Origin of the sequence: Planktothrix pseudagardhii (assembly GCF_904830925.1) — a bacterium.
In the GTDB taxonomy this organism is placed as follows: Bacteria; Cyanobacteriota; Cyanobacteriia; order Cyanobacteriales; family Microcoleaceae; genus Planktothrix; species Planktothrix tepida.
Window position 1 is genome coordinate 745,110 of sequence record NZ_LR882967.1, and the last position, 19,133, is coordinate 764,242.

11 protein-coding genes and 1 pseudogene are annotated in these 19,133 nt (G+C 43.7%); 9 read left to right on the forward strand and 3 right to left on the reverse strand.

Going from position 1 to position 19,133, the window contains the following annotated elements:
- Window positions 1-95: 95 nt before the first annotated feature.
- Both NMK36_RS03150 and NMK36_RS03155 read left to right on the forward strand, forming a co-directional pair.
- The gene (locus tag NMK36_RS03150; protein ID WP_254172970.1) at window positions 96-1,142 is read left to right on the forward strand and encodes an SIS domain-containing protein; all 1,047 of its coding nucleotides are present in this window, start codon (window positions 96-98) and stop codon (window positions 1,140-1,142) included.
- 195 nt (window positions 1,143-1,337) lie between these two features.
- Complete coding sequence (locus tag NMK36_RS03155; protein ID WP_072720404.1) at window positions 1,338-2,264, forward strand: DUF1517 domain-containing protein; 927 nt, start codon at window positions 1,338-1,340, stop codon at window positions 2,262-2,264.
- A 131-nt stretch (window positions 2,265-2,395) separates the two neighbouring features.
- Here NMK36_RS03155 and groL read toward each other — a convergent pair whose 3' ends face one another.
- On the reverse strand, window positions 2,396-4,033 hold the full coding sequence (groL, locus tag NMK36_RS03160; RefSeq protein WP_072720403.1) for a chaperonin GroEL: 1,638 nt from the start codon (window positions 4,031-4,033) through the stop codon (window positions 2,396-2,398).
- Between the two features lie 125 nt (window positions 4,034-4,158).
- On the reverse strand, window positions 4,159-4,470 hold the full coding sequence (gene groES / locus NMK36_RS03165) for a co-chaperone GroES (protein ID WP_072720402.1): 312 nt from the start codon (window positions 4,468-4,470) through the stop codon (window positions 4,159-4,161).
- 464 nt (window positions 4,471-4,934) lie between these two features.
- On the opposite strand from groES, the gene NMK36_RS03170 reads away from it, so the two are divergent.
- The 7 genes and pseudogenes from NMK36_RS03170 (at window position 4,935) to NMK36_RS03200 (ending at window position 17,806) form a co-directional block, all read left to right on the forward strand.
- A complete protein-coding gene (locus NMK36_RS03170) occupies window positions 4,935-5,789 on the forward strand; it encodes a sulfotransferase family protein (protein WP_254172971.1) in 855 nt (284 codons plus the stop codon).
- 396 nt (window positions 5,790-6,185) lie between these two features.
- Complete coding sequence (locus tag NMK36_RS03175; RefSeq protein WP_254172972.1) at window positions 6,186-12,866, forward strand: DUF4347 domain-containing protein; 6,681 nt, start codon at window positions 6,186-6,188, stop codon at window positions 12,864-12,866.
- A 178-nt stretch (window positions 12,867-13,044) separates the two neighbouring features.
- The gene (locus NMK36_RS03180) at window positions 13,045-13,482 is read left to right on the forward strand and encodes a (2Fe-2S) ferredoxin domain-containing protein (protein WP_139295114.1); all 438 of its coding nucleotides are present in this window, start codon (window positions 13,045-13,047) and stop codon (window positions 13,480-13,482) included.
- A 337-nt stretch (window positions 13,483-13,819) separates the two neighbouring features.
- Window positions 13,820-14,464, forward strand: a pseudogene (locus NMK36_RS03185) (response regulator transcription factor).
- A 706-nt stretch (window positions 14,465-15,170) separates the two neighbouring features.
- The gene (locus NMK36_RS03190; protein WP_072720399.1) at window positions 15,171-15,692 is read left to right on the forward strand and encodes a LabA-like NYN domain-containing protein; all 522 of its coding nucleotides are present in this window, start codon (window positions 15,171-15,173) and stop codon (window positions 15,690-15,692) included.
- A gap of 191 nt (window positions 15,693-15,883) precedes the next feature.
- Complete coding sequence (locus NMK36_RS03195; protein ID WP_254172973.1) at window positions 15,884-17,503, forward strand: 2-isopropylmalate synthase; 1,620 nt, start codon at window positions 15,884-15,886, stop codon at window positions 17,501-17,503.
- A gap of 105 nt (window positions 17,504-17,608) precedes the next feature.
- A complete protein-coding gene (locus NMK36_RS03200) occupies window positions 17,609-17,806 on the forward strand; it encodes a hypothetical protein (protein ID WP_072720397.1) in 198 nt (65 codons plus the stop codon).
- Window positions 17,807-17,884: 78 nt separating this feature from the next.
- Here NMK36_RS03200 and NMK36_RS03205 read toward each other — a convergent pair whose 3' ends face one another.
- Entirely contained in the window at window positions 17,885-19,132 is a 1,248-nt protein-coding gene (locus tag NMK36_RS03205) for a sensor histidine kinase (protein WP_072720396.1), read from the reverse strand.
- Window position 19,133: the final 1 nt, after the last annotated feature.

Below are 19,133 nucleotides of genomic sequence, written 5' to 3' on the forward strand. Positions count from 1 at the left end.
GGTGAACGCAGGAAGCTTGCTAGGACTCTGTTGTGGCTGATGGCAGACTTTTCTTATACAATAACAAGGCATAACCTGATCACAACGTTGATTCAATGGCAACTTCGTCTAATCTCGAACAAGAAATTGAGCAACAACCCCAGGTTTTACAAAGGCTGTTAACCTCGGAACGTCCCATTATCCAACAGCTAGTTACAGAATTACATCACCGCCAGATTTCTCAAATTGTGATTGCAGCACGAGGAAGTAGTGATAATGCAGCCCGATATGCTCAATATGTGTTCGGTTCCCTGAATGGATTTTTAGTGAGTTTGGCGACACCGAGTTTATATAGTATTTATCAGCAAACGCCACAATTAAAAAATACATTAGTATTAGGAATTAGCCAAAGTGGTCAAAGTCCTGATTTAGTAGCCGTATTAGCAGAAGCCCGTCTTCAAAAGGTTTTAACCGCCGCAATTACTAATTTTTCCGACTCCCCCTTAGCCCAACAAGCAGATTATGTGATTAACTTAAATGCAGGAGTAGAAAAATCCATTGCAGCGACTAAAACCTATACCACTGAATTATTAGCGATCGCTCTTTTAAGTGCAGAACTCTCTCAACAATCAACAATCTTAAAAACCGTTCAAACTGTTCCTGAATTAGTTCAAAAAACCTTAACCTTAAATCCAGAAATTAATCATTTAGTAGAACGCTATCGCTATATGAAACATTGCGTTGTCATTGGTCGAGGTTATAACTATGCAACGGCTTTTGAACTGGCTTTAAAACTTAAGGAATTAACCTATACTCTCGTTGAACCCTATAGCAGTGCTGACTTTTTGCATGGGCCTTTAGCCATTGTGGAACCTGGATTTCCTGTTTTTGTCATTGCACCATCGGGGAAAGTTTTACCCGAAATACAAGCTTTAATGCAAACTTTAAAACAACGGGAAGCCGAGTTAATTGTTATTAGCGATGATCAAGAAACCTTAAAATTTGCTCAAACTTCGTTAATTTTACCGCCTGATATTCCTGAATGGATTTCTCCCCTCGTAGCCATTATTCCGGGTCAATTATTTGCCTTAAATTTAGCGTTAACACGCCATTATAATGTCGATCAACCTCGTGGACTGCAAAAAGTAACGGAAACCCGCTAGGAACACCAGGAGAAAATTCCCCCCTTTGAATCGTACATACCGTACCTAAGTCTTAATGAACCAAAATTAAAAAAACGTTACATTATAGATAAAAGAACTGAAAAACTCCCACAATCAAAAAAATGAACAGATTATCTGTTTCCCTCTGAAATGGGATTTTCCAGTTTCCAGTCCTCAGAAAATGAGATGTGATTTATGTTCAAAAAACTTTTAAAACCTTTAGCTGTTTTCAGTTTGGTTGCTGTTTTATTTTTTAGTCAAGCCGATGGAGCCTTAGCAGCCCGAAGTGGGGGACGCATTGGTGGAGGTTCCTTTAGAGCACCGAGTCGTAGTTATAATCCTGGCCCTAGCCGTGCTCCAGGGGGATATTATGGTGGGGGCGGGTTTGGATTTCCGTTTATTATTCCCTTCTTTGGATTTGGCGGAGGCGGGTTATTTTCCCTGCTGATTTTTATGGCCATTGCGGGGTTCATCTTCAGAAGTTTTCGGTCAACGATGGAACAAGATGAACTGGGATACAGCAGCAACCCAACGGTTTCCGTCGCCCGTTTACAAGTGGGGTTACTGGCTCAAGCGAGAACATTACAAGCCGATTTAGACCGCATAGCCCAAACCGCCGATACAGGTTCCGCAGCCGGTCGCGCCCAAGTCTTACAGGAAACCACCTTAGCGTTGTTACGCCATCCCGAATATTGGGCCTATGGTTCTTCCCAGTCTGAACAAACCGGAATCAATTCCGCCGAAGCTAAATTTAATCAATGGGCATTAGCAGAACGCAGTAAATTTACGGAAGAAACTCTGTCTAATGTTAACAATCAGTTAATCGGTGGGGTGGCTCCGAGTCTGACGGGAAATAACGCGAATTTAGTTAATCAAACTGGCGATTTAACCCCAACGGAAAACGAATATATTGTGGTAACGTTAGTCGTCGGAACATTAGGACAAATTCAACTTCCCAAAGTCAATAGTCCTGAAACCTTACGTCAAGCTTTAAGTCGGTTAGGTTCCGTTGGAAGCGAACAATTATTAGCTGTAGAAATTCTCTGGACACCTCAAGCCAGTGGGGATACTCTCAGCACCGATGATATGTTGGCTTACTATCCCAATTTAACCTTAGTTTAATCTTAGGGTGGGCAGGGATTTCATATAAGGTGTTTAACAATAACCTACTGTTCCCTGTTCCCTGTTCCCTATTTAAAACAAAAGGAGGTGACATCAGCCACCTCCTTTAAGATTACAAATTAATCATCGAATTAGTAATCGAAATCGCCGCCCATACCAGCACCAGCACCAGCGGTCGCATTATCTTTGGGTTCGGGTTTGTCAACAACAATACACTCAGTTGTTAACACCATTCCAGCGATCGAAGCGGCGTTTTGCAGAGCCGAACGGGTCACTTTCGCTGGGTCAACAATACCCGCTTCAAACATATCCACAAATTCGTTAGAAGAGGCATTGTAACCGACGTTAAAGTCTTTTTCTTTAACTCGTTCAGCCACAACAGCACCGTTAACACCCGCGTTTTCAGCGATCCGTTTGAGAGGAGCAGCCAACGCACGGGACACGATCAACGCTCCAGTTAAAGCTTCATGGGTGAGGTTAGCATTCGCCCACTCTTCTAACTGAGGTGCTAAGTGAGCCAGAGTTGTACCACCACCGGGAACGATCCCTTCTTCAACGGCCGCTTTGGTGGCGTTGATGGCATCTTCCAGACGCAGTTTGCGGTCTTTCATTTCGGTTTCAGTTGCAGCACCGACTTTGATTACCGCAACACCACCGGCTAATTTAGCCAAGCGTTCTTGGAGTTTTTCACGGTCGTAGGAAGACTCGGTTTCTTCCATTTGACGGCGAATTTGCTCACAACGGGCTTTTACTGAAGCTTCATTGCCTTCGGCGACGATGGTGGTGTTATCTTTGGTCAGGGTAACGCGACGGGCTTTACCCAACATATCCAGCTTGGCGTTTTCCAGTTTCAGACCCGCATCTTCAGTGATCAGTTGACCACCGGTTAACACGGCGATGTCTTCTAACATGGCTTTGCGGCGATCTCCAAACCCAGGGGCTTTAACCGCAGCAACATTCAGAACACCGCGCAGACGGTTGACAACCAGAGTCGCTAAGGCTTCTTTTTCAATATCTTCAGCGATAATCACCAACGGACGGCCAGAACGAGCCACTTGCTCCAGAACGGGCACTAAGTCTTGAACTAAGGTGATTTTTTTATCGGTAATTAACAGATAGGGTTCTTCCAGAATGGCTTCCATCCGTTCCGTATCGGTGGCAAAGTAGGGGGAAATATAGCCTTTATCAAAGCGCATCCCTTCGGTGATTTCCAACTCGGTTGTCATAGATTTCCCTTCTTCTAAGGAAATCACGCCTTCTTTACCGACTTTATCCATCGCTGAAGCAATCATTTTACCGACTTCTTCATCGTTTCCGGCAGAGATGGAACCGACTTGAGCGATCGCTTTGGAATCTTCCACTTGGCGAGCGTGTTCAGCGATTTTTTCGACTAAAAAGTTAGTAGCTTTATCAATACCGCGTTTGAGTTCAATGGGGTTGGCTCCCGCAGCCACGTTCCGCAGACCTTCTTTAACCATCGCGTGAGCCAGAACCGTTGCAGTGGTGGTTCCGTCCCCAGCAGCATCGTTGGTTTTGGAGGCAGCTTGACGAATTAGGGCAACACCAGTATTCTCAATGTTATCTTCTAGTTCAATTTCTTTAGCAATGGTGACGCCATCATTCACGATTTGGGGCGCACCAAATTTTTTTTCTAATACAACGTTGCGACCTTTGGGGCCAAGAGTAACGGCAACGGACTCTGCCAAGATGTCCATACCGCGTTCTAATGCACGACGAGCATTTTCGTTGTAGATGATACGTTTAGCCATAGGTGTTGTGTTCAGGTTTTAGGTTAATAGTAAAAACGAATTCGGAAAAAGATGGGTTGAGGGTTTAACAAGTCAGATCGCAGAACACCAGTGTGGTGTACGATCTAAAAGGTTGAAAACGCGACTTAGCTGACGATGGCTAAGATATCTTTTTCAGCTAACAGAACAAATTCATCGCTGCCGAGTTTGACGTCAGTGCCAGCGTATTTAGAATAAAGAACTTTGTCACCGACTTTAACTTCTAATTCGGAGCGAGAACCATCATCATTCCGTTTGCCAGGGCCAACTGCCACGACTTCGCCCACTTGGGGTTTTTCTTTGGCGGTGTCAGGCAATAAAATCCCACCTGCGGTTTTTTCTTCAGACGCACTTACTTTGACGAAAACGCGCTCACCTAATGGTTTAACGGTTGATACGCTTAGAGATACAGCAGCCATTCATTAGCCTCCAGTTCACAGCAATAATTGGGAACGAGAGTTGTGTTACTTCCTTTGAGAAATTTCACATTAGCACTCTCAACTCCTGAGTGCTAATTTAGCGAAAATACCCCACCCATTGCAACAACCTAATTTGTACGGGTTTCCGAACAGAGGGGAAGGGGGAGCAGGGGACAGGGAGCAGGGCAAGCAGACAGGGCTGTTTCATATTTGAAAATTATAGTTAATTTAAACTTCTTACTTTTTTCCCTTTTTGTTTCCTAAATTATCGTTTCCGGCGAATGATCCGATTATTCTGAATAATTGACAACAGAAATAAACACGGCTATTCTATTAATAGTGAAACTTGTGTTTGTCATCTGTCTAAAGGTATAAATCTCACTCTTTAACTTAAGTCAAGTGACTGAGCCAGACTGACTTAACAATAAGTCTTTCTACCTATAAGCATTGCAACACCGAAGCTAGTGAAAGCTCATTTTATATCAGGACTACCCCGATCAGGCTCTACTTTACTTGCTGCACTGCTACGCCAAAATCCCCGGTTTCACGCAGCTATGACGAGCCCTGTGGGGGGGTTAGTTGAGCGAATGTTGGAAGCCATGAGCGAAAATAATGAGTTTTCGGTATTCATTTCCCCGGAACAAAAACGGGCACTGATTATGAGCATATTTTCTGCTTATTATCATCCGCAAGCTGACAAAGAAATCATCTTCGATACCAATCGGCTTTGGTGCAGCAAATTGCCATTAATTCTGGAATTATTTCCCGAAGCAAAAGTAATCTGCTGTGTCAGAAATATTGCTTGGATTATGGATAGCATTGAGCTACTGATTCGGCGCAACGCCTTTGATGTTTCCCGGTTATTTAATAATCCCGCAGAACGAGCTACAGTTTACAGTCGCACCGAGGCATTAAGTCAAGGTTCCCGTTTAGTGGGTTATGCCTATACCGCCCTGAAAGAAGCATTCTACAGCGAACAGAGTGCATCTCTCCTCTTGGTAGATTACGATTTATTAACCAAAAATCCGACTAAAACCATATCGTTGATTTATCAATTTATAGGTGAAGAACCTTTTGAACATGATTTCAATAATGTTGAATATCAAGAGCCAGAATTTGATAATAAATTGAAAACAAAAGGGTTACATCAAGTGCGTTCTCAAGTCGAGTTTAAACCGAGAACAACGATTTTACCTCCCGATTTATTTGAGCGATTTGATGGCTTATCTTTTTGGACAGAGGCAACAAATAGTCGCGCTAGTATGATTGTAGCGAAAGCGAAAGAAACTGTAAAAAATGAGCCTCTTGATCCCCCCTAGCCCCCCTTAAAAAGGGGGGAACAGGAGATCAAAGTCCCCCTTATTAAGGGGGATTTAGGGGGATCTAATCCGGGCTGTAATCACGGATTTTGGGCTTAATAAGTTGACACCCATGAGTGTCCCCCTAACTCCCCAGTTAGTGTCAATAATCACGCTAAAAGTAGGCACTCAAACCCGAATTCCCTTGCTCTGATCACAAGTTAATGATCCCCCCTAGCCCCCTTAAAAAGGGGGGAACAGGAAATCAAAGTCCCCCTTATTAAGGAGGATTTAGGGGGATCTGATCTCGGCTGTAATCACAGGTTTTCGGCTTAAGAGGACTTAATCTTTGAGGCCGGGGTTGAAACTCCAGCCGGACTTAAATATAAACAATAGATATCAAGGATTTCAGCAATTATGAACGTGCAAACTCTAAACAAATCCATCATTTTCGTAGACTCCTCAGTAGAAAACTATCAAAGCCTAATTGACAACACCGATACCGCTCAAATTGTAATTTTAGATAACACATCTAGCGGGATTGAACAAATTACTAATGCCTTAGCTAATCAAAAAAATATTGAATCTGTACAGATACTTTCTCACGGTAGCGAAGGCAGTTTAAAACTCGGTACTGATGTACTGAATGGGAATGATATAGAAAATTTTAATACTCAGCTAAAACAGTGGGGAAATGCTCTAACAGAAAATGGCGATATCCTATTATATGGATGCAACGTAGCCGCCGGAGAAACGGGCAAGAATTTTGTTAAACGATTAAGTGAAATCACCGGGGCAGATGTCGCCGCCTCTAACGACTTAACCGGAAATCAAACATTAGGGGGGGACTGGGATTTAGAAATAGTAACGGGCAAAATAGAAGCCTCTGTGCCCTTTAATCAGGAGGCGATGGCAGATTATGACTATACACTGGCTAACTTCGATGTCACGGCGGCAACGGATGATGGCACTGGCACTGTAGCAGGCACATTAAGCAAAGCCATTTTAGATGCGAATACCGCAGCCGGCGATGACACTATTACTATCCAAACAAATGTCCGATTCACAGGAACTCCTAATGTTCCCATTAACAGCAATATTGCCTTTATTGGTGGCGGTTTCACCGTCAGCGGGGATGTGAATGGTAACGGCACTAATGACACGGGTGACGTTCAGCCATTCTTTGTCAAATCGGGAATCGTCAATTTCTCTAACATGACCATATCTGGAGGTCGTGCCAAAGGTGGGGATGGCGGCGTCGGTCGCGGTGGCGGTGGTGGGGCTGCCGGTATGGGCGGTGGATTATTCATTTATAATGGCACGGTATCCCTCAACACAGTCACTTTTAATAATAATCGGGCAATCGGTGGTAATGGTATCGCAGGGAACAACAACACTACCTTCGGTGGCGGTGGCGGTGGCGGCATTGGCGGCAATGGTGGCAACGGCCTTACTGGCAACATTGCGGGCAGTGGTGGCGGTGGTGGTATCGGCGGTGTCAGCACGTTAGGTTTTGGTGGCAATGGCGGCGGTAGCAACCTTGGCAGCAATGGTGGCTTCGGCGGCGGTGGCGGCGGTGTCGGCACGTTAGGTCTTGGTGGCCAAGCTGGCTATGGAGGCGGTGGCTCTGGCAGCAGCGCCATACCCCAATGGGGCGGCGGCGGCGACTTTGTTAACGGCGGCGGCGGTGCTGGTTTAGGTGGCGCTATCTTCATCCGCCAAGGCTCTTTAACCCTGAACAACACCGTTTTCAACAGTAACACCGCCACTGGTGGCACAGGCCTCAACAACGGTCAAGGTAAAGGTGGGGGAATATTCGTCATGACATCCCTCACCAACACCAACAGCAATAACCTAGGGATGCCGACTGCGCTACCTACCGTCATCTCATTAGGAGGAGCTACATTTACCGGCAACACCGCTGCCAACCAAGCAAGCAACCCTGGTGCTAACACCCCCACCAACGGTGTCGGCAATAGCCAGGATAATAACGACGTTTATGGCACGATTATTGGCAATACCGCCCCCGTCCTTGCCGATACTGTCGTCACCCTTAATTCTGTCCTAGAAGATGCAGTTGCACCCACTGGTGCTGTCGGCACTCTCATCTCATCTATTGCAGCCATCGGTACAAACATCACCGACCCCGACACTGGCGCAGTGGCAGGCGTAGCCATCACCGTCGCCGACACAACCAATGGCATTTGGTTTTACACCACAAATGGCGGTACGACTTGGACTGCCTTGGGCGCAGTATCCAATACCAACGCTCGCTTACTAGCAGCCAACGCCAACACCCGCATTTATTTCCAACCAACCACTGCCAACTACAATGGCACTGTCACCAACGGCATTACCTTCCGCGCCTGGGATCAAATGGCGGGTGTTAATGGTGGTACAGCAGACACTAGCACCAACGGCGGTAGCACAGCCTTTAGCACGGCTACCGACACCGCAGCCATCACCGTTACCCCCGTCAATGACATTCCCAGTTTCACCGCCACCAACCCAACGGCAGTTAATGAAGATGCAGGAGCGCAAACCGTAGCGGGTTGGGCAACTTTCAACCCAGGAGGGGGTACGGATGAAGCCGCCCAAACAGCCACATATACTGTTAGTAACATTGGCACTCCCAGTTTATTTGCCACAGCACCCGCAATAGACGCAAACGGTCAACTCACCTACACTCCGGCGGATGATGCTAATGGGACTTCGACGTTTGATGTTGTGGTGCAAGATAGTGGCGGCACTGCTAACGGCGGTGTGGATACTTCCACGACTCAAACCTTTACTATTACTGTTAACTCTGTCAACGACAAACCCAGTTTTAGTAACGCTGGCAACCAGATATTAACAGCATGGACAAACACAATTCAAACTGTTAGCAACTGGGCAAATACTGTTATCTTCGGCCCCGCCGATGAATCAACTCAAAGAGTCCTCAACTACACTGTTACTAACACCGATAATACCTTATTTACCGCTCAACCAACTGTAGCAATCGATGGCACGTTGACCTACACTCCCAGTGGTAAACCTGGTACTGCCACTGTTAGCGTGAAACTGCAAGATGACGGTGGTACAGCCAATGGTGGTGTCGATCTTTCCGACATAGCTACTTTTGATATCACCATTCCCGCACCAAAAGTTAACCTGACTGTTAGCACCAATACTGCCAGTGAAGCCGGGACAACAGCTATTACCTTGACCGCTACTGCTGAAGGTAATGTTGTCGGTGCTCAAACCCTTGATTTAGCATTAACGGGTACTGCTAGTGCGGCTGACTTTACTGGTACTATTCCCACTCAAATCACTATCCCAGATGGGAGTAATACCGGACAAGTAACCATTACAGTTAAGGATGATTTGATTGCTGAAGGTACGGAAACCGCTACTTTAACAATTAGCAACCCATCAACAGGAATAGCATTAGGAACTACCACTAACCAAAGTGTAACGATTACTGACAATGATACGGCGGGCATTACTGTTACACCCACCACAGGTTTAACCACAACAGAAGCCGGGGGAAATGCCACATTTACAGTCGTATTAAATAGTCAACCCACAGCCGATGTCACCATCCCATTAACAAGTAGTAACACCGCCGAAGGTACAGTAGACAAAACCAGTTTAACCTTCACCGCAGCTAACTGGAATACTCCCCAAACCGTCACCATTACCGGAGTAGATGATAGCGTAGATGATGGCGATATTGCCTATAATATTGTTACGGCTACTGCTACCAGTACCGATGCTAATTATAGTGGTTTTGATGCTTCAGATGTGGCAGTTACTAATACCGATAACGATATCAAAGGCATTACTGTTACACCCACCACAGGTTTAACCACAACAGAAGCCGGGGGAAATGCCACATTTACAGTAGTTTTAAATAGTCAACCAACAGCCGATGTCACCATCCCATTAACAAGTAGTAACACCGCCGAAGGTACAATAGACAAAACCAGTTTAACCTTCACCTCCGCTAACTGGAATACTCCCCAAACCGTCACCATTACCGGAGTAGATGATAACATCGTTGATGGAGATATTGCCTATAATATTGTTACTGCTACTGCTACCAGTACCGATGCTAATTATAGTGGTTTTGATGCTTCAGATGTGGCAGTTACTAATACCGATAACGATATCAAAGGCATTACTGTTACACCCACCACAGGTTTAACCACAACAGAAGCCGGGGGAAATGCCACATTTACAGTAGTTTTAAATAGTCAACCAACAGCCGATGTCACCATCCCATTAACAAGTAGTAACACCGCCGAAGGTACAATAGACAAATCCAGTTTAACCTTCACCACTGCTAACTGGAATACTCCCCAAACCGTCACCATTACCGGAGTAGATGATAACATCGTTGATGGCGATATTGCCTATAATATTGTTACGGCTGCTGCTACCAGTACCGATGCTAATTATAGTGGTTTTGATGCTTCAAATGTGGCAGTTACTAATACCGATAACGATATCAAAGGCATTACTGTTACACCCACCACAGGTTTAACCACAACAGAAGCCGGGGGGACAGCCACATTTACCGTTAAATTAAATAGTCAACCCACAGCCGATGTCACCATCCCATTAACAAGTAGTAACACCGCCGAAGGTACAATAGACAAATCCAGTTTAACCTTCACCACTGCTAACTGGAATACTCCCCAAACCGTCACCATTACCGGAGTAGATGATAACATCGTTGATGGCGATATTGCCTATAATATTGTTACGGCTGCTGCTACCAGTACCGATGCTAATTATAGTGGTTTTGATGCTTCAAATGTGGCAGTTACTAATACCGATAACGATATCAAAGGCATTACTGTTACACCCACCACAGGTTTAACCACAACAGAAGCCGGGGGAAATGCCACATTTACAGTCGTATTAAATAGTCAACCAACAGCCGATGTCACCATTCCATTAACAAGTAGTAACACCGCCGAAGGTACAATAGACAAATCCAGTTTAACCTTCACCACTGCTAACTGGAATACTCCCCAAACCGTCACCATTACCGGAGTAGATGATAACATCGTTGATGGCGATATTGCCTATAATATTGTTACGGCTGCTGCTACCAGTACCGATGCTAATTATAGTGGTTTTGATGCTTCAAATGTGGCAGTTACTAATACCGATAACGATATCAAAGGCATTACTGTTACACCCACCACAGGTTTAACCACAACAGAAGCCGGGGGGACAGCTAATTTTACAGTCGTATTAAATAGTCAACCCACAGCCGATGTCACCATTCCATTAACAAGTAGTAACACCGCCGAAGGTACAATAGACAAATCCAGTTTAACCTTCACCTCCGCTAACTGGAATGTGGCACAAACCGTCACCATTACCGGAGTAGATGATAACATCGTTGATGGCGATATTGCCTACAATATTGTTACTGCTGCTGCTACCAGTACCGATACAAATTATAGTGGTTTTGATGCTTCAAATGTGGCAGTTACTAATACCGATAACGATATCAAAGGCATTACTGTTACACCCACCACAGGTTTAACAACAACAGAAGCCGGGGGGACAGCTAATTTTACAGTCGTATTAAATAGTCAACCCACAGCCGATGTCACCATCCCATTAACAAGTAGTAACACCGCCGAAGGTACAATAGACAAATCCAGTTTAACCTTCACCGCAGCTAACTGGAATACTCCCCAAACCGTCACCATTACCGGAGTAGATGATAGCGTAGATGATGGAGATATTGCCTATAATATTGTTACGGCTACTGCTACCAGTACCGATGCTAATTATAGTGGTTTTGATGCTTCAGATGTGGCAGTTACTAATACCGATAACGATACCGTAGCTCCCACACCGGAACCAACAGTCGCTCCCACACCGGAACCAACAGTCGCTCCCACACCGGAACCGACCGTAGCTCCCACACCGGAACCAACAGTCGCTCCCACACCGGAACCAACAGTCGCTCCCACACCGGAACCAACAGTCGCTCCCACACCGGAACCAACAGTCGCTCCCACACCGGAACCAATACCAACTCCCACACCGGAACCAATACCAACTCCCACACCGGAACCGACCCTAGCTTCCACACCGGAACCAACAGTCGCTCCCACACCGGAACCAATACCAACTCCCGCACCCCAACCAACGGCTGTATTTGATCTCTCAAAGTTTATTGTTGGACTATCGTTAAACACAACCGAACCCAGTGGAGAACCCCAACAGGGGACGAGTAATGATGACCAAATATTCGGCACAGATGAGAATAACTGGATTAACTCAGGTGCTGGAAATGATCAGGTGTACGGGTATAAAGGCAATGATTACCTCGACCTCGGTAGCGGAGATGACATCGCTCATGGCGGTAAAGAAGATGATTATATTATCGGTAGTGAGGATAATGATCTCATTTTTGGGGATGAAGGCAAAGATGTCCTAATCGGAAATAGCGGTAATAACATCCTGTTTGGCGGTCAAAATGATGACTTTTTACAAGGAGGCGACGGTGATGATCAGCTGTTTGGCGGTCAAAACGATGACTCCCTCCGAGGCGGTGAAGGTAATGACAGCCTATTCGGAGATATTGGCAGCGATGTCTTAGAAGGTAATGCAGGTGATGACTTGCTCTTGGGTGGAGAAGACCAAGACACTATGTCTGGTGTTGCAGGTAATGACACCCTCTATGGCGGTCAAGCCAATGACCTTGTAGATGGAAATGAGGGCAATGATATCCTATTCGGAGATTTAGGGGATGATACCCTCGATGGCGGTGAGGGTAACGATATTCTCACTGGTGGTGAGGGTAATGACTGGTTAGTCGGAGCCGGGGGCGATGACACCCTAACAGGTGGTGCGGGTAATGACCGCTTCTATCTAGCTAGTAGTTTTGGGAAGAACCTGATTACCGACTTTACTAACGGAGAGGATATTATCGCTTTAACCGGAGGTCTAACTTTTGAACAGTTAGAAATTACCTCTTTTAACGGCTCGACTCTGATTAAAATCGCCAGTAGTCAACAACAGTTGGCTGAACTGTTTGGAGTCGATAGTAGCTTGATCGGTGAGAGCAATTTTGTTCTCGGATAACAGTCATTAGTGTAGAGACGTGCTACGGTGCGTCTCTAATACTGATTTTTCATACAATCAACCCGATCTTCAACACATCAACAGCTAACACCTGTACACTTTAAAACTGTTAGGATATAGTTTTAAGGCTTTTTAGATCAAACGGCGTAATTATATGTCATCTTCGTCTGAATCTGCGATGATTGCCACTTCTGAGTCGGGTTTAGGGACTCAACCTCTGGTGAAAGCGGTGCAAGCTTTGGGATTAGATAAAATTCAGCGCCATATTTTGATTTGTGCGGATCAAACTAAACCCCTCTGTTGCTCTAAGGAAGAGAGTTTAGAAGCCTGGAACTATTTGAAAAAACGATTAGCCGAGTTAAAACTGGATCAGCCGACAGAGACTCAACCCGGTTGTACGTTCAGAACCAAAGCCAATTGTTTGCGTGTTTGTACTTATGGCCCTATTTTAGTAGTTTATCCTGATGGGGTTTGGTATCATTCTGCAACACCAACTGTGATTGAACGAATTCTCCAAGAGCATATTTTGGGATCTCAAGTAGTAAAAGAGTATGTGTTTCTCACCCATCCTCTACCCGATTGTTTTTCTTGTGTCCCACCAGAGGTCAAGGATTAGCTAAGAAATCTATTGAAACGTTAAGTCTTTTTTTGCTTAAGCATTTGTAACTTATATAGATCCGATTTCCGGTATGATGGATATTGGATCACTTCTTACTAAAATGTCGTAAACTTGCCTATATATCTACTTTTCAGAACGCTGTTTTATTGACAGCTAAATCAGGAGACTACTGACTTTAGAGAAATGTCTCCCTAGCTCAGGGGTAGTCACAAAATATAAGACAATCAAGGTTTTTGAGTCCCAAGATCAAGAAAAAGCCGTTCATCCGGCTCCTTGAATCAATCTCAAAAATTGTCCTTGATGTTGCAGGATTCTCCATTGGAACATATTTAAAATGAAGGATAGTAACGGAGAACAAAAACGACTCATGCTGGTGGATGATGACCCCAACCTGGTCTTATTGGTCAGGGATTATTTAGAATTTCGGGGATATGATGTCATCACCGCAGAGAACGGCAGAGTAGCATTGGAAATTCTCGAACAAGAACTTCCTGATCTGATGATCTGCGATATTATGATGCCAGAAATGGACGGCTATACTCTAGTTAAGCAAATTAGAGAAGATCCGCGTACCGGATGGATTCCTGTTCTATTTTTATCAGCAAAAGGACAAAGCCAAGATAAAGTCAAAGGTTTGAATACCGGAGCCGATGTCTAAGCTGTTAAGCCTTTTGAACCTGAAGAATTAGTGGCTCAAGTGGAATCTTCCCTGCGACAAGCATCCCGTTTGACTCAGCGCCCAAATCCCAATGTGGATAATGGCCCTAAATTACGGGTGCGTCGGAATGTAGAACTCACCCCTACGGAATTAAGGGTTGTACAGTTAGTGGCCCAAGGTTTAGCGAACCGTGATATTGCTCGGATTATGAAAGTCAGTCAACGCACGATTGAAAGCCATGTGAGCAATATGTTGGGAAAAACAGGCCTTCATAATCGCACAGAACTAGCTCGATGGGCACTAGAAAGCAAAAAAGCCTAGAACATCAGGGTTCAGCCGAGGGAAACACTAAAAATCCAATCACCATTCCAGAGCACAGGGGACGGAAAAACAGAAATAGGATCAGCATAACTGGGGAGTTATGGCTAATTCCCTCAATAAATTTACGTTGAGGTGATTAAGATTACGAGGACTGTTCCTTTATTCGGTATACTAGAAAGGTTATAGACTATTTCTATATTGTAGATCAGTAACAACCAAATCCTTAACTGTTGTCATCGTCCAGACCCAGAAGTGATAGAAACAAACAGGGCTAAATCTTAAGTTTCATTTCGTGTGAACAGTTTCCTGTAACACTGAATCTTTCAAAAGACTAGCCAATGAAGTTTTACCTTGTTCCTGGGTTTCTCACCTATTGACACGAAGTAAAATTAACCTCAGCCCAATGATTAACACTAAAAATCAGGATATAACTTGGTGTGTTAAAAAATGGCTCAAGTCGTTAAATAATCAAGGGTTAATCCAATCAATACCCAACGAATTGATAAAGGTTTATGTTTCTTCTGTTAAGGGCTAGTTTGTACTGCATTCATACGGTAGGATCAAATTATATTCTTACATCTATCCGATGAAAGATTCATGGGGAAACAACAGGAGTTGTTGAACGAGAGACTTTCTTTGATTAGGGATGGTAAGATAGAATATTTAGATTAAATTCTTTACTACAAATATTAGGTCTTAAGTTTCTATGCCTAACGTAAAAAACCGTCTTTCTATATTTGTGGACGGTAACAATATGTTCTATGCTCAACAAAAAAATGGTTGGTTTTTTGATCCCCGAAGGGTTTTGACCTATTTCAAAACAGAACAAGCGGAGATTACCTTAGTCAATGCGTTTTGGTATACAGGACTCAAAGACCCCCAAGATCAACGAGGTTTCCGAGATGCGTTAATTAGTCTAGGTTATACAGTTCGCACAAAAATTTTAAAAGAATATTATGATGATAGTTCCGGTCGCTATTCTCAAAAAGCTAATTTAGATATTGAAATTGTCGTAGATATGTTTAATACCGTAGACCAATATGATCGGGTTGTCCTCTTTAGTGGAGATGGAGACTTTGAACGGGCAATTGAACTGTTACGATCTAAAAATACTCATATTACTGTTGTTTCTACAGAAGGAATGATTGCCAGAGAACTCCGTAATGCTACGGATCGATATATCGATTTGAACGATATTCGAGACCAAATTGAAAAAACAGATTACTAAAATTAGCGTTTAAATTCCTAAAACCCATGATTGTGAAAATCCATAGGCCATCAGCTATCCGCGCTACTGATATGCTGCCTTCCCCCCAGGGAAGCAACACAGATTCTAATCAAACGCAACGGAAGTTCTTAAACTGTTAACCTCCCAGGTGTAACGGTCAACCTTTAACCTTTACAACAGGATTTGCAATCATGAAATTTCAACCCAACCCCGACCGAATTATTATTTTTGATACCACCTTGCGGGATGGCGAACAATGTCCCGGCGCGACCTTGAATGTCGATGAAAAACTCGTAATTGCCCGACAATTAGCCCGTTTAGGCGTGGATGTGATTGAGGCGGGATTTGCCATTGCCAGTCCGGGGGATTTTGAAGCGGTTTCTCGCATTGCCGAAACGGTTGGCACAGAAGATGGCCCGGTAATTTGTAGTTTAGCCCGGGCTGTGAAAGGGGATATTGAAGCGGCGGCCAAAGCGGTTTCTCCTGCGTTCCATCGCCGAATTCATACCTTTATTGCCACTTCTGATATTCATTTGGAATATAAACTCAAAAAAACCCGATCTGAGGTGTTGGACATTACCTCGGAAATGGTGGCTTATGCCAAATCTTTTGTGGATGATATTGAATTTTCTCCCGAAGATGCGGGACGGTCTGACCCAGAATTTCTCTATCAAGTCTTAGAACGAGCGATCGCAGCCGGAGCCACAACGGTTAATATTCCTGATACGGTGGGTTATACTACTCCAGCCGAATTTGGGGCAATTATAAAAGGCATTAAAGATAATGTCCCCAATATCGACCAAGCAATTATTTCCGTTCATGGCCATAATGATTTGGGTTTAGCTGTTGCCAATTTCTTAGAAGCGGTGAAAAATGGGGCACGTCAGTTGGAATGTACCATTAATGGCATTGGAGAACGGGCTGGAAATGCGGCGTTAGAAGAATTGGTCATGGGGTTACACGTCCGGCGACAATATTTTAACCCGTTCTTGGGTCGTCCCCAGGAGTCGGAAAAGCCCTTAACCAATATTGATACTCGCCAAATCTATAAAACCTCTCGTTTAGTTTCCAATTTGACGGGAATGTTGGTACAACCGAATAAAGCCATTGTGGGGGCTAATGCCTTTGCCCATGAGTCGGGAATTCACCAAGATGGCATCTTGAAGCATAAACGCACCTATGAAATTATGGATGCTCAATCCATTGGGTTGAATGATAACTTGATTGTTTTGGGCAAACATTCCGGGCGTCATGCGTTTCAAACTCGGATGCGGGAGTTGGGATTTGAATTAACCGAAGATGAGGTGAATAAAGCCTTTGTCCGGTTTAAAGAATTGGCTGATAAGAAAAAAGAAATCACTGATTGGGATTTAGAAGCGATTGTTAATGATGAAATTCAACAAACACCAGAATTATTCCATTTGGAATTTGTGCAGGTGTCCTGTGGAAATCAATCGCGTCCCACCGCTACGGTAACAGTCCGCACCCCTGACGGCCAAGAATTAACGGATGCAGCGATTGGTACTGGCCCGGTGGATGCGGTGTATCGGGCAATTAACCGCGTGACGAATGTTTCTAATGAGTTAATTGAGTTCTCAGTACAGTCGGTAACGGCCGGAATTGACGCCATTGGCGAAGTGACAATTCGTTTACGTCATGAAGGTCGGGTCTTTTCCGGTCATGCGGCGAATACCGATATTATTGTCGCCTCGGCTCAAGCTTATTTGAATGCTCTCAATCGCTTGTATGCAGATTTGCAACCCCGAATTAATCCTCAATCTTCAGAAGTTGTCGAAACTTCGGTTAGTTAATTAAAAGGTAGTTGGCGGTTAACGATTAACCGTCAACACTTCGACACTTCGACTGCGCTCAGTACAAGTCAGTGCAAAGCTGTCAACCGATAATCCTGAATCAATATGAATCCAGAACCTTTTGACGAAAAGAAAAGAATTAAACAGGAAATGCTGTTGGAATATGAAGCCGAAACGATGAAAATGAAAAAAGTTTTTGTCGTGATTATGGCAATTTTAAGCTTAATATTAGCTGGGTTAGGATTGTGGATTTATCAGAATTCTCAAAGTGCTAGAACCCCTGTCCCAGAAATCAGGAATTAAGGGTTAGTTGAGTTGTTTTGTTTTAGGTTTCTCTATAGAGTTTTTGAAGAGTTTAAAATTTTGATCCCTTAATTTCCCTTAACTTAACCTTTTTTCCTGAGAAAAGGGCAAGGTTATCCTAAACTCGCTTCCCTGTCCAACTTCAGAATTACAGGTTAAGGTTCCTCCATGTTTATCCACAATAATAGCATAGGTGATTGCTAATCCTAAACCCGTTCCTTGACCCACAGGTTTAGTTGTGAAAAATTGATCAAAACTGCGACGTTGAACTTCAGCAGACATCCCAATCCCATTATCAGCAATATTAATTTTTAATAGATGTTGCTCAGTAACAGATTCAATTTTAATCCGAATTTGAGGGACGAATACATTCAGCGTTTTAGAATGATTTCCTAACATGATCGCTTTACTATCAATCGCATCAATCGCATTATTGAAAACATGAATAAAAACTTGATTGATCTCACTCGCATAACACTCAATGGGAGGTAATTTGTCATAATCATGAATGATTTCAATTTCAGGACGATGGGAAGTCGGTTTAAAGCGATGACTTAATAACATTAATGTACTTTCAATCCCTTCTTTTAAATCTATCTCTTTTAATTGTGCTTCATCAAGTCGAGAAAAAACGCGCAGCGATCGCACTAAATCCCGAATCCGGTTAGCACCTACTTCCATAGAAGATAAAAGTTGAGGAAGATCATCTTTTAAAAAGTCAAAATCAATTTCTTCAGACCAAGCTTTAAGTTCGGGAATATCAGGGGGAAGATACTGTTCATAAAGCTCGATAGTTTTCAATAAATCTTGGACATATTTTTGAGCATGAAAGATATTTCCATAAATAAAATTAATCGGATTATTAATTTCATGAGCTACCCCTCCGACTAACTGACCTAAAGAAGACATTTTTTCAGTTTGAATTAACTGAAGCTGCATTTTTCTTAATTGCAAGTGTACATGAATTCGAGCTAATACTTCTTCAGGTTCAATAGGCTTTGTAATATAATCAACTCCTCCCACTTGTAAGCCTTTAACTTTATTTCCCAATTCACTCAAAGCCGTCATAAAAATTACGGGAATATCTTTTGTTTTTGGATTTTCCTTTAACTGACGGCAGGTTTCAAAGCCATCAATTCCCGGCATCATCACATCTAATAAAATTAAATCGGGCAAGTTTTCTTGAAGTTTAACTAAGGCATTTTCTCCACTTTTGGCAATGGAAACTCGGAAGCCAGACTGATTTAAGATATCTAGCAATAATTTAATATTGGTAAGATTATCATCCACAATTAAAATGGAATAGGAATGATGGGAATTTTTCATA

Excerpts from the sequence above, each read along its gene's own strand:
- NMK36_RS03150 (WP_254172970.1), top strand. The coding sequence starts at position 96 with ATGGCAACTTCGTCTAATCTCGAACAAGAAATTGAGCAACAACCCCAG.
- NMK36_RS03155 (WP_072720404.1), top strand. The coding sequence starts at position 1,338 with ATGTTCAAAAAACTTTTAAAACCTTTAGCTGTTTTCAGTTTGGTTGCT.
- groL (WP_072720403.1), bottom strand. The coding sequence starts at position 4,033 with ATGGCTAAACGTATCATCTACAACGAAAATGCTCGTCGTGCATTAGAA.
- groES (WP_072720402.1), bottom strand. The coding sequence starts at position 4,470 with ATGGCTGCTGTATCTCTAAGCGTATCAACCGTTAAACCATTAGGTGAG.
- NMK36_RS03175 (WP_254172972.1), top strand. The coding sequence starts at position 6,186 with ATGAACGTGCAAACTCTAAACAAATCCATCATTTTCGTAGACTCCTCA.
- NMK36_RS03180 (WP_139295114.1), top strand. The coding sequence starts at position 13,045 with ATGATTGCCACTTCTGAGTCGGGTTTAGGGACTCAACCTCTGGTGAAA.
- NMK36_RS03190 (WP_072720399.1), top strand. The coding sequence starts at position 15,171 with ATGCCTAACGTAAAAAACCGTCTTTCTATATTTGTGGACGGTAACAAT.
- NMK36_RS03195 (WP_254172973.1), top strand. The coding sequence starts at position 15,884 with ATGAAATTTCAACCCAACCCCGACCGAATTATTATTTTTGATACCACC.
- NMK36_RS03200 (WP_072720397.1), top strand. The coding sequence starts at position 17,609 with ATGAATCCAGAACCTTTTGACGAAAAGAAAAGAATTAAACAGGAAATG.
- NMK36_RS03205 (WP_072720396.1), bottom strand. The coding sequence starts at position 19,132 with ATGAAAAATTCCCATCATTCCTATTCCATTTTAATTGTGGATGATAAT.